General features: G+C 31.6%; 11 protein-coding genes. 9 read left to right on the top strand and 2 right to left on the bottom strand.

Annotated features, from left to right (window positions below; all coding sequences use genetic code 11):
* Nucleotides 1-141: 141 nt before the first annotated feature.
* From ftcD to H8707_RS13545, 4 genes are all read left to right on the top strand, one after another.
* Nucleotides 142-1,041, top strand: a complete 900-nt coding sequence (ftcD, locus tag H8707_RS13560; RefSeq protein WP_262430685.1) for a glutamate formimidoyltransferase — start codon at nt 142-144, stop codon at nt 1,039-1,041.
* A gap of 227 nt (nt 1,042-1,268) precedes the next feature.
* On the top strand, nt 1,269-1,838 hold the full coding sequence (locus H8707_RS13555) for a HutD family protein (protein WP_262430684.1): 570 nt from the start codon (nt 1,269-1,271) through the stop codon (nt 1,836-1,838).
* 102 nt (nt 1,839-1,940) lie between these two features.
* Nucleotides 1,941-2,666 carry an HAD family hydrolase gene (locus H8707_RS13550; RefSeq protein ID WP_262430683.1) on the top strand — a complete coding sequence of 242 codons (726 nt, stop codon included), beginning with the start codon at nt 1,941-1,943 and terminating at the stop codon, nt 2,664-2,666.
* 271 nt (nt 2,667-2,937) lie between these two features.
* Complete coding sequence (locus H8707_RS13545; protein WP_262430682.1) at nt 2,938-4,017, top strand: GerMN domain-containing protein; 1,080 nt, start codon at nt 2,938-2,940, stop codon at nt 4,015-4,017.
* Between the two features lie 36 nt (nt 4,018-4,053).
* Here the strand turns inward: H8707_RS13545 and H8707_RS13540 are convergent, their stop codons facing one another.
* Complete coding sequence (locus H8707_RS13540; RefSeq protein WP_262430681.1) at nt 4,054-4,200, bottom strand: hypothetical protein; 147 nt, start codon at nt 4,198-4,200, stop codon at nt 4,054-4,056.
* 72 nt (nt 4,201-4,272) lie between these two features.
* Nucleotides 4,273-6,126, bottom strand: a complete 1,854-nt coding sequence (locus H8707_RS13535; protein ID WP_262430680.1) for an ATP-dependent helicase — start codon at nt 6,124-6,126, stop codon at nt 4,273-4,275.
* A 418-nt stretch (nt 6,127-6,544) separates the two neighbouring features.
* On the opposite strand from H8707_RS13535, the gene H8707_RS13530 reads away from it, so the two are divergent.
* The 5 genes from H8707_RS13530 to trhA all read left to right on the top strand — a co-directional run bounded on the left by H8707_RS13530 (nt 6,545) and on the right by trhA (nt 12,130).
* A complete protein-coding gene (locus tag H8707_RS13530; protein WP_262430679.1) occupies nt 6,545-7,357 on the top strand; it encodes a nitroreductase family protein in 813 nt (270 codons plus the stop codon).
* 192 nt (nt 7,358-7,549) lie between these two features.
* A complete protein-coding gene (locus H8707_RS13525) occupies nt 7,550-9,661 on the top strand; it encodes a heavy metal translocating P-type ATPase (protein ID WP_262430678.1) in 2,112 nt (703 codons plus the stop codon).
* 76 nt (nt 9,662-9,737) lie between these two features.
* Complete coding sequence (locus H8707_RS13520; RefSeq protein WP_262430677.1) at nt 9,738-10,649, top strand: tetratricopeptide repeat protein; 912 nt, start codon at nt 9,738-9,740, stop codon at nt 10,647-10,649.
* Nucleotides 10,650-10,653: 4 nt separating this feature from the next.
* Nucleotides 10,654-11,403 carry a type I methionyl aminopeptidase gene (gene map / locus H8707_RS13515; RefSeq protein ID WP_262430676.1) on the top strand — a complete coding sequence of 250 codons (750 nt, stop codon included), beginning with the start codon at nt 10,654-10,656 and terminating at the stop codon, nt 11,401-11,403.
* A gap of 85 nt (nt 11,404-11,488) precedes the next feature.
* Nucleotides 11,489-12,130: a PAQR family membrane homeostasis protein TrhA gene (trhA, locus tag H8707_RS13510; protein ID WP_262430675.1), complete on the top strand. Its 642-nt coding sequence runs from the start codon at nt 11,489-11,491 to the stop codon at nt 12,128-12,130.
* The last annotated feature ends 47 nt before the right edge of the window (nt 12,131-12,177 follow it).

Genomic DNA, 12,177 nt, shown 5'->3' with positions numbered 1-12,177 from the left:
TATTGATACAATTTTTTGCATGAGGACTTCATCCTTTCTGGGAGGTATTTGTTTTCGGTAAAAACATTGTACCATACAGAGGTTGGAGTCCTCAATTTTCATTTAAGTTTACAAAACGAAATAAAAAATAAGGAGGAAATTATGAAAAAATTAATGGAATGTGTACCAAACTTTAGTGAAGGAAGAAATGAGGTAATAGTAGAACAAATTATAGATGAAGTTAGAAAAATTGAAGGTATTACAATTTTAGACTATTCATCTGATAAAGACCACAATAGAACAGTACTTACAATGATAGGCTCCCCAGAGCAAGTAAGAGAAGCTGCTATAAATTCTGCAAGAAAAGCTGCTGAACTTATAGATATGTCAAAACACGAAGGAGCTCACCCTAGAATGGGTGCAACAGATGTTATTCCATTTACACCTGTATCCAATGTAACAATAGCTGAATGTGTAGATGTTGCAAAAGAAGTAGGAGCTGAAATAGGAAGCTGGGGAATTCCAGTATATCTATATGAAGATGCAGCAACAACTCCCGATAGAAGAAATCTTGCAGATGTAAGAAAAGGTCAATATGAAGGTTTCTTTGAAAAAATAAAAAAAGAAGAATGGAAACCAGACTTTGGACCTCAAGAGATGAATGTAAAAGGTGGCGCTACAGCAGTAGGAGCAAGGGTTCCATTGGTAGCATTCAATATAAATCTAGACACCCCGGATGTAGAAATAGCAAGTAAAATTGCAAAGAAAATAAGACATATTGGTGGGGGACTAAGATATGTAAAAGCCATAGGACTAAAACTTGAAGAAAGAAATCAAACCCAAGTTTCAATGAATCTGGTAAACTATGAAAAATCAGCAGTTTACCAAGCTTTTGAAATGGTAAAAATGGAAGCAAGAAGATATGGAGTAAATGTGGTAGGAAGCGAAGTTATCGGGACTGTTCCTATGAAGTCTTTACTTGATGTAGCAGAATATTACCTACAAATAGAAAACTTTAGTATAGATCAAATACTAGAAAAAAGATTGTTAGACGAACAATAAAAATTATTAATCATACAACTTAAAGACCCGCTTTTAGAAGACTACTGAGAAAGTATTACTTCTATGTTATTTCGACGTAAATACTTTTTCAAGGGCACTGATTTTAGCGAGTTATGGATGTTTAATGAACATAGAAGCAAACCTTCCGCTAGTAAAAGATGAGTGGAAAATCGAAGAGTTTAACAAGGCGATGAAAGATTTTAAAATTTAGAAGGAAAGTGTTCAATATGAAAGAAAAGATTATTAATAAAGAAGATTTTGTTACTACAAAATGGGCTGGTGGAGAAACAACTCAATTAGTAATATATCCGGAAGATGCGGTTTTTTCTGAGAAAGATTTTTTGTGGAGAATTTCGTCAGCTACATTTACATCTACTGAATCAAAGTTTTCAGATTTTACTAATTATCAAAGATACATTTTACCTTTAGAGGGAAAACTAAGCGTATATCATGAGGGCTTATATAACAGAGAATTGAACAAATATGAAGTGGAATATTTTGATGGTTCATGGAGTACATTTTCAAAGAATACCCTTGACTGTAGAGACTACAATTTTATTATAAAAGGTGGCAATATTGCAAAGATGCAGATTTTAAAAGAGGAAGACAAATATCTTCTTAAAAAGTCAGAAATAGTGACTGTATTTTCTATGGATGATTTTGTCATAAATATAGATGATAAGAGAAGAAATATTGATGGATTTTCGCTGTTTATTCTAGAAACAGATGATGAAGAAAAAATCAGCATCACACGTGCTGATTCAGCGGTTATAATTACCGAGTTTTTAATAAAGTGAAAAAGGAACACATCGTGAATTGAAACAGTGAATTGATCTCCTGATTCTGGGTAATACATATACTGTAATAATAATAAAAAAAGAATTGGGTGGATGGTGGATATGAAAAATACAGCTGCGTTTTTTGATATTGACGGTACAATATTCAGAAACTCCTTGATGATTGAACATTTTATAAAATTAATTAACTTTGAAGTTATTGATCCTGAAATATGGTATACAAAAGTAAAAAAGGTGTATGATGAATGGGAAAAGCGACATGGTGATTTTGAACAATATCTGGAAACATTAGCCGGTGTTTATTTAGAAAATCTTAAAGGAGTAAACAAACTATATATTGAATTTATTGCTGATCATGTCATCAATGTAAATGGGGATATGGTTTATAAATATTCCAGAAATCAGATTGAATGGCATAAAAAACAAGGACATAAGGTATTTTTCATCTCCGGAAGCCCTGACTTTTTAGTGTCTAAGATGGCTGAAAAATATGGGGCCACAGAATTTAGGGGAACGCTGTATTTGGTTGATGAAGACAATAAATTTACAGGTGAGATTGTCAAAATGTGGGATTCTGAAAGCAAAAAAAGGGTAATAAAGGAGCTAATTAAAAAATATGATGTCGATTTGGAAAATAGTTATGCTTATGGGGATACCACAGGAGATTTGTCCATGCTAAGAATGATGGGAAATCCGATTGCAATAAATCCAAATAGATTGTTGCTTGAGTCCATAAGAGAAGATAAAAAGCTATCAGAAAGAGCAATTATCATTGTAGAACGTAAAGATGTAATCTATAAATTAGACCCTAATGTAGAGGTATTGTGATTTAATTCACAGTTAAAGAAAAGTGAAGAGTTAAGAACTAAGAGTTTTGCTGTGGTCGAGCTTATCAGAATAATTACTGCGGTGTCATCCTTGAGCGTAAAGCGAAGGATCTCCGGTTTTAAAAGATAGATAATAGTTAATAGGAACAGATAAGAGTGGAAAAACTCAATTTGTAAATGTTTCGTAAATATATATCCCTTAAAATGTATTATAATATTAATAGGTATATTAAAAATATATACAGGTAATAATCCTTAAGGGGTGATTATATATGAAAAAACATTTATATATTATTGCATTATTAACACTTATTTTGGTTATAGGAGGATGTCAGACTTCTACCGGTGCTAAAAAGAATAATACACTTAATACAAGTGACCAAGCTATAGCATTAGATGAAGGGGTAAAGGCCACAGATTATTATCCTTTTTATGAGAACAAGATTTATGAATATGAAGGTATTGGAAACGAATATGCAGAGCAAAAGGTGTTTGTAGAATTTATTGATGACAACAAAGCACAGCTGAAAATTATGAATCCCGGTACAAATATAATAAAGATTGTTGAATACAAAGATGGTGCGTTATCTGAGGTTTATAGTGAAGGCGAATTTTATCATATTGAAAACATGCTTAATGTAAAGGCTGATAAAGAAAATATAATTCTTAAAGAGCCAATAGCTGTAGGCAATTCGTGGTCAACAGAGGATGGGGATACTAAAGAAATAACGAATTTAGACAAACCTATTGATACACCTTATGGGCAATTCAAAGCATTGGAGACCGTTACGAAATATAAAGACGGGGGTATCGAAAAAGAGTATTATGTGAAAAATATAGGTTTAGTTGCTAGAATATTTGGTTCTGAAGGAGATGAAATTGAAACACTTCTAAACTCTATTGAAGCAAAACCTTTAGAGCATGTAAGTCAATTTTTTTATCCATTATATTCGGATGTCGGATCAGTATATCTGGAAGACAAAATTCTTTTTTATACTAATCAAAGCATAGAGAAATTATTTGAAGAAAAACTTAAAAATGTACCTTCAAATGAGTTGATAGCACCACTGGCAAAGGATATAAAAATTAATAGTATTCATTTTGACAGAACTAATAAGTGGACAGTAAAAGTTGATTTTTCGAAAGAATTGTTAATGAATACTAAAGAAGGTACTGCCTTAGAGTCTGAAGTTTTAAAAAGCATAGTCAATACCTTTGGTAAATTTTATGACTCGGAAAGAGTGTATATATCCGTAAATGGCGTGCCTTATGAATCTGGTCATTTTGCGATGGAAAGTGAAGAAGGCTTTTTAGTAGATACAGAAGGAATTGAAGAATTTGTAATTAAATAGAAAAGGTCCTCAATTTGAGGACCTTTCCCATTTTAGTTATTCTTCATTTTCTTCGTTTCTTTTATTCTTTTGATTCCTGTTGTCATTTTTGTTATTGTCATTTCTGTTGTTTTCATTTTTCCTGTTGTCATTTTTGTTATTGTTGTTATTGTTGTTATTGTTCCTATTTCTTTGCTTTTCCATTTTCTACCCTCCTAAAAATATAATACTTTTTGCATTAATAGTATTGCATCTTTTTAGGATTTTAATCATAAATTAATCTAATTCTTGTAATTCATCTAAAAATCTGGATTGTTCAAGCTGTTTTTCTTCTAAATTTTTGTAGGTAATAAGGGTTAGATATTTTTTCGCTCTTGTCATTCCAACATAAAACAATCTTCTTTCTTCTTCTAAAGACTCAAGATCCTCTGATGAATCTTGATTAAAGTTTGGAAATTCACCCTCTATTAAGTCAACCATATATACTCTATCGAATTCTAATCCTTTTGCAGAATGTACAGTTGACAAGGTAATAGAATCAGAGTTTGTATTAGAATTTGAGCATAAATACTGTAGATGATTTAATCTCCCGATAAATTCCGAGAGACTGTTAGTCGACTTTGCAATCAATTCTAAATAAAAAATATACATTTTTAAGGTATCATATGTCATACCGTATTTTTTGGAATTTTCCTTTAGATATTCGCCATATTCTAAGATGCTTTCAATATACTTAATAGCATCATAGGGTTTTAATTTGGTAATTCTTTTAAAGTCCAACTTCAATTCTCTTAAATTCTTTTTATAAAATTCACTTATGCCCGGATATTCCATTATCCTATCGAATACACAAGCATTTGAGTCCAAAGTCTTTGCATAATTTATTTGTTTTTTCGATATATATCCTTTTATTTTATAATATAAATTTTCAAATATCTCCATTCGAGAAGTGTCCTCGGCAAATTTCATCAGATTTAAGATTTCATTTACCAGCCAGTGATTAAAGAACTTTAGCTTTGTATCCCTAGTTTTAAAGGGGAGCTTATTTTTTTCGAGGATTTCAATTAAACCGACGGCAGATAAATTATTTCTAAAAAGAACAGCTGTACTATTTGGGCCATTTTCTTCCAATCCCTTAAGTATATATTTATATTGTTCATCAATATTATTAACTTTTATAATATTGATAGGTTCGAGATAGCTATTTTCAGTAGTAATGTTTTTATTATATCTAGTTTTATTTTTTTTAATAAATTTATTTGATAATGAAACGATGTTTTTTGTAGAACGAAAGTTGTTCTCCATATAAAAAAATTTGCCTTTGGGATAGTCTTTTTTAAAATCAAATAGACCTTGCGGATAGGCGCCTCTAAAGCCGTATATGGATTGGTCATCGTCTGCTACTATAAAGAGATTGTCCTTAGGGCTTGCTAAGAGGCGTATTATTTCCATCTGTATCTTGGATGTGTCTTGACCTTCATCCAGTTGAATATAGTTATATTTATCCCTATATTTCGCAAGCAAATATTTATTTGAATTAAGGATTTCCAAGGAAATAGTCAACATATCATCAAAATCCAACAAATTATGTCTTTTTTTATAATTTTCATAAACAGTATAAATTCTCAAAAAGTTATCAATTTCAATTTTATTGGCATTGATAAAGTCATTTGGATTTATCATCATATTTTTTATGTAGCTTATAGCACTTATTAGAATTTCAAGCTTTTCTTCCGTTATATACTCATTATTGATTTCTAAATATATCTTCTTAAGGAGATTATATTTATTAAACGCATTTTTTTCTTCTTCGATTAATTTATAATCTGTTTTTTTTATATACGCATATTCTCTTATTAATCCATAACAGAAGGAATGGATAGTAGAAAATTTAATGCCTGTCCTATTAAATCCCGGATACATTTTTTCAAACCTATTCTTCATATCCATAGCAGAAGATTTGCTAAATGTAATGGATAGAATTTTATCGGGATTTACCCGATGATTGGAAATTAGATTTATTGTTCTATGTATTATCACTGTTGTTTTTCCTGCTCCGGGTACAGCCAGTACCAAAGCAGGCCCATTGACATGATTAATTGCTTTTTCTTGATTTAAACTTAGTTCCATAATTGCTCCTTTGTAATGGGAGAAATATAAATAATTACCCCTTATAATTGTATACATTAATAATTCTATCATAAATTTTTATTTCTTTGTACACAAAACCTATATTTACTTATAATAAAGGGTAATAATATATTACAGTTCACAACTTAATTCAATTCACAGTTCACGATTCACAATTCACAATTGAAAGAAAAGTGAAGAACTAAGAGTAAAGAATTGCTAGGGTTGAGCTTATCGGGATAATTACTGCTGTGTCATCCTTGAGCGTAAAGCGAAGGATCTCCGGATAGGTAATAAGTAAAAGGTAAGAGGTAAGAGTTACCAGGGTAGAACTTTAGGGTCATTGATTAGAAGATGAAGTATGAGTCTAAATGTATAAATTGGATTAAACATAAAATTAAATGGAGGGGGCATAAAAATGATAATGGCAAATTTTTTGAAGAGTAGGAAGTCGGTTAGAGATTTTAAGAAAAAGAAAATTGATCCCAACACATTAGAGGAATTAACTTTGAATTTGAAGGAATTTGAAAACGAAGAGGGATCAGGCAATATTAAATTTAGATTATATGAAAATGGAGAACTCTTATATGGGGGATTGAAGGGATTGGGAGGCTATTCGGGGGTGATGATTGAAAGCCCTCATTATATTTTGTTAGAGCTTAAAAATGATGATGATAAAACCATCATATACAGTGCATATTATGCTGAAAAATTAATAACTAAATTGAATGAAATGGGTATATCTACATGCTGGGTTAGCATCTTGGGAGTGGATGAAAATAAAAAGAAAGAAATTCTTGGCGATGATATAGTTATAGTAAATCATTTATTAGCAATAGGATATGAAAAGCCTAAAAATCCTTTCGTTCAAGATCCTTTTAGTGAAAGAATCGGGGTTGAAGATTTGGTGTTTGAAAAAGGACTTGATAGGTTAGTAGATATGGAGGACTTAGAGACTAGAGGTTTAGGAGATTTATTTTTCTATGCAAGGTTTGCTCCATCGACTAAAAATTTGCAGCCATGGAGATTTGTATTAGATGGACCGATAGTTAAATTGCTGATTGCATACAAAGACACAGAAAGACCTTTATTTGAGGATGCAGGCATCATCATGTATTATTTTGAAGCGCTAGCAAATACCCAAGGTATCAAAAATAAATGGAAATTGATAGACGGAAATATTAAAAAAGCTGGATTAAATTATAAATATATAGGTGAGTATCATCTATAATTCAATGCACAATACACTATGGGATTCTTCACTAGCGCTCAGAATGACATAAGCACCAAAAGACTTTTCATTTCCAGTTATATCATAAAATTTGCAACTTTTTTCATTGACATAAATTATAAATAGACATATAATAATATTAACATATGAACAATTGCTCATATGTTAATATTGAAAAAAGGGGACAACTTTATGAAGGTAATAGAGCTGGAATTGGAAGGACTTAATTGTGCAGGATGTGCAGCAAAGATTGAAAAGTTTTCAAATGAAATTGAAGGCGTATCTTCCGCACAACTTGATTTTGTTACTAAAAAATTAAAAATTAATATTATAAATGATAATGATGAAGATGATATAAAAGGCAATATAAAAAAATTTGTAAAAAAAGTAGAGCCTGAAGTTAAAGTTCTGGATATTAATGCAAATCATGCTCACAGTCACGAACACAACCATGATCATGGCAAAGCAGATAAAAAGGATATCATTAGAATAGGGATAAGCCTTATATTATTTATAATACCAAATTTATTAAAATTAGAAGGTAATATAAGATTTATAACATATCTATTGAGTTATTTAATAGTGGGCTATGATGTAATTATTAGGGCTATAAAAAATGTGGCAGCAGGTATTCAATTTGATGAGAATTTCTTGATGACTTTAGCAACCTTTGGCGCTTTTATCATAGGTGAATATCCTGAAGGAGTAGCTGTAATGCTATTTTATCAAGTTGGAGAAATGTTTCAGGGAATGGCAGTCAATCATTCAAGAAAATCAATTACTGCGCTTCTTGATATCAAACCTGATTATGCCAATTTAATAGCCGAAGATGAAATAACTGTCGTAAATCCAACTGATGTAGCTATTGGAGATTATATACTTATAAAACCAGGTGAAAAAGTACCTTTAGACGGCATAGTTGTAGAGGGAGAATCAACCATAGACACATCAAATATTACAGGAGAGTCAGTTCCGAGAAATATAAGAGAAGGGGATCATATCATTTCAGGGGTAGTTAACAATCATGGACTATTGAAGGTTCAAGTAGAAAAGGAATTTGGTGAATCAACTGTATCTAAGATATTGGATTTAGTAGAAAATGCTTCCGGTAAAAAAGCACCTACTGAAAATTTTATCACCAAATTTGCAAGTATATATACTCCGGTTGTTGTTTTTTCAGCATTAATTATAGGTATTTTACCCCCAATTTTGGCTTTCGGTGATTTAAGGGATTGGGCATATAGAGCATTTATATTTCTTGTAATTTCATGCCCTTGTGCATTGGTTATTTCAATACCGTTAGGTTTCTTTGGAGGTATTGGAGGAGCTTCAAAATCGGGCATTTTAATAAAAGGCGGAAATTACTTGGAAGCTTTGAATGATGTGGAGACAATAGTTTTTGACAAGACGGGAACTATTACAAAAGGTACATTTAAAGTTACTAAAATTTTCAATTATGATGATTATTCAAAAGAAGAAGTGTTGGAACTTGCTGCATATGGTGAGGCATTTTCCAATCATCCTATTGGGAAGTCAATAGTTGAGTCCTATGACAAAGAAATACAAAGAGAATATATAAAGGATTATAAGGAGATCTCCGGAAAGGGAATCGAAGCAAAAATAGACGGCAATACAATTCTGTTAGGAAATAAGGATTTGTTAGTGGGAAATGGCGTTGAAATTGAAGAAGTAGATTCCATTGGAACAACTGTTTATATATCAGAGGGAAATAAACATATAGGGACTATAATAGTTTCAGATGAATTAAAGGAAAATACCGCTGAAGACATTGGAAGGTTAAAAAAATTGGGAATAAAAGAAACTATAATGCTTTCCGGAGATAATCAAGAAACAGCAGAGAAGGTAGGCAAATTAGCAGGGTTGGATAAGGTGTACGGGGATCTACTACCACAAGATAAGGTAAATGCATTTGAGGATATATTGAGCAAAAAAACTAACAGTAAGGTTATTTTTGTAGGGGATGGAGTAAATGATGCTCCGGTACTGGCAAGGGCTGACATTGGTATTGCAATGGGTGCTTTGGGCTCTGATGCAGCCATAGAAGCCTCGGATATAGTCATTATGACGGATGAAATAGGTAAGATTGCTACAGCAATTAAAATAGCAAAAAATACTAAGAAAATTGTGACGCAGAATATTATCTTGGCATTAGCAATAAAACTAATAGTTCTAGTCCTTGGAGCTTTTGGAATTGCTACAATGTGGGCGGCCGTTTTTGCGGATGTCGGTGTTTCGATTATAGCTATATTAAATTCAATTAGGGCATTAAAAGTAGAGAAATAACTCTACTTTTTTTCTTTAATTGTGGTAAACTATATATGAGGTGTACAGATTGAGGGACTATAAAAGAAAAAACTATATGCTATTAGCAGAAAATTTTTATTTGAAAAACGACAAATTAAAAGCATTAGAATTTTATAAAAGAGCACTTTCATACAAAGGGGAAAGAGAAAATACTATTCTCCTTTTATTTAATATAGCTGTTATTTATGATGAGCTGGATATGATTGAAAATTCAATTGAAATTTACAACAAAATCCTAGAAATAGACAATGACAATTATGAGGCGTATTACAATCTGGGATTAATAGAAGAAAGCTTAGGAAATAATAAGGAAGCATTGGAAAATTATATGAAAGTGGCATGTATCAATCCCAGGTACTGGAGGGCATATTATAATATAGCTACGATTTTTGATAACATGGGGGATCGAAAAAAAGCATTGGAATATTATTACAGAGTAATAGAAATTGAACCCAATGACTATATAACTTATAATAACATAGGTTCCCTATATGAGGAGTTAGGGGATTATGATATGGCTTTTAAAATGATAAACAAAAGCTTGGAGATTAATCCGGATTTTTATAAGGCTTTGTTCAATATGGGTGTAGTATTTACAAGATTGGGAAATCATGAAAAAGCCCTAGAATATTATAATAAATCTAAAAGTATTAATCCTCAATATGGAAATATATATTTAAATATGTCTGCTATTTATATTGAAGATAAAATGTATGAATGTTCGATCAAAATTTTAACGGAGGGTATTAGAAATAATCCCGACGCTCATGACTTATATTATAACAGGGCATGTTGTAACAGTATTTTAGGAAACGAAGATAAAGCAATTTGTGATATTACAAGGGCGCTGCTATTGAGTCCAAGTTTAATTCAATGGATTGTAAAGGATAAAGATTTTAAAAATTTACATACTAATGATGAATTTCAAAAAGTAATTTATAGATATTTATCTTATAGAAAGGAATGATTCGATGATTATATTGAAGAGTGAAGAAGAAATAATGAAAATGAAAAAAGCAGGGGTTATATTGGCAAATTTACATAAGGAAATAGCAAAGATAATCAAGCCCGGCATATCCACAAAGGATATAGATGGATTTGTTGAACAGTATTTGGCAGAAAGAAATGCCTATCCTGAACAGAGAGGTTATCATGGATATCAATATGCCACATGTGCGTCTATAAACGACGAAGTATGTCATGGATTTCCTAGGGATGATTTGTTAAAAAACGGAGATATAGTTACCATAGATATGGTGGTGAATTTGGACGGTTGGTTGGCTGATTCTGCATGGAGTTATGGTGTTGGAGAATTATCTGAAGAGGCTAGTAAGCTTATGGATGTAACCAAAGAATCTTTATATTTAGGGATAGAACAGGCAATTATAGGAAATAGACTGGGAGATATAGGTCATGCTGTCCAAACTCATGTTGAAAAAAATGGGTTTTCAGTAGTGAGGGATTTTGTAGGTCATGGGATAGGCAGAGAAATGCATGAAGACCCTCAGGTTCTTCATTATGGAATACCGGGGAGAGGCATTAGGCTTATGGAAGGTATGGTAATCACAATAGAGCCTATGGTGAATGCAGGGACATATAGAGTGAAATTAGATGACAATGGTTGGACTGCAAGGACATTTGACGGCAAACTTTCTACGCAATTTGAACATACAATAGCAATTACAAAAGATGGGCCTATGATACTTACAGAACAAGAATGATGTGTAGGTTGTGAATTGTGAACTGAGAATTGTGAATTGTGAACTGAGAACTGAGAATTGTGAATTATAAAAGGCTGGTGTGTATATGGAAAACCGATACTCAAAATCAGAAGAAATGTGGAATGCTATAACTCATGGCATAGGCGTTGTCTTTGGGATAGTTGTTTTAACAATTTTGCTTGTATTATCTATACAAAAAAAGGATATAGCTGCTATAATTTCTTTTAGCATCTATGGTGTTAGCATTATACTTATGTTTCTATCTTCGACACTCTATCATAGTATTACCAATGAAAAGGCAAAGAAAATACTTAGAGTTTTTGATCATTCTTCTATATTCCTATTTATTGCTGGAACATACACTCCTGTTTTGATGTTAACTTTAACGGGGAAATTGAAAATAGTTTTAATTGTTATGATGTGGATTCTTGCATTGGCGGGAGTTATATTTAAATTATTTACCTTTGGAAAATTTGATAAATATAAGTCATTGTCCGTCATATTGTATATAGCAATGGGTTGGATTGGCATCTTTCCGATCAAAAAAATTATCAGTGCAACATCAATCAAATTCTTTTATTGGATATTAGCAGGAGGGCTATTGTATTCTTTTGGAACAATATTTTACAGAGATGCTAAGATTCCTTATAATCATGCAATATGGCATTTTTTTGTGCTTGGAGCAAGTGTTATGCATTTTTTGGGCATATTATTTTATTTGGCATAATTTTTTTAGGTGGCTAATATTACAGCCTCCTTAACAATTACATAAAT

Origin of the sequence: Paratissierella segnis (assembly GCF_014385195.1) — a bacterium.
In the GTDB taxonomy this organism is placed as follows: domain Bacteria; phylum Bacillota; class Clostridia; order Tissierellales; family Tissierellaceae; genus Paratissierella; species Paratissierella segnis.
This window is presented reverse-complemented; position numbering and strand designations above follow the sequence as displayed.

Bases quoted from the DNA above. Each gene is read 5' to 3' on its own strand.
- trhA (WP_262430675.1), top strand. From the start codon at position 11,489: ATGGAAAACCGATACTCAAAATCAGAAGAAATGTGGAATGCTATAACT.
- H8707_RS13520 (WP_262430677.1), top strand. From the start codon at position 9,738: ATGCTATTAGCAGAAAATTTTTATTTGAAAAACGACAAATTAAAAGCA.
- H8707_RS13555 (WP_262430684.1), top strand. From the start codon at position 1,269: ATGAAAGAAAAGATTATTAATAAAGAAGATTTTGTTACTACAAAATGG.
- H8707_RS13535 (WP_262430680.1), bottom strand. From the start codon at position 6,126: ATGGAACTAAGTTTAAATCAAGAAAAAGCAATTAATCATGTCAATGGG.
- H8707_RS13540 (WP_262430681.1), bottom strand. From the start codon at position 4,200: ATGGAAAAGCAAAGAAATAGGAACAATAACAACAATAACAACAATAAC.
- H8707_RS13545 (WP_262430682.1), top strand. From the start codon at position 2,938: ATGAAAAAACATTTATATATTATTGCATTATTAACACTTATTTTGGTT.
- H8707_RS13525 (WP_262430678.1), top strand. From the start codon at position 7,550: ATGAAGGTAATAGAGCTGGAATTGGAAGGACTTAATTGTGCAGGATGT.
- H8707_RS13550 (WP_262430683.1), top strand. From the start codon at position 1,941: ATGAAAAATACAGCTGCGTTTTTTGATATTGACGGTACAATATTCAGA.
- H8707_RS13530 (WP_262430679.1), top strand. From the start codon at position 6,545: ATGATAATGGCAAATTTTTTGAAGAGTAGGAAGTCGGTTAGAGATTTT.
- map (WP_262430676.1), top strand. From the start codon at position 10,654: ATGATTATATTGAAGAGTGAAGAAGAAATAATGAAAATGAAAAAAGCA.
- ftcD (WP_262430685.1), top strand. From the start codon at position 142: ATGAAAAAATTAATGGAATGTGTACCAAACTTTAGTGAAGGAAGAAAT.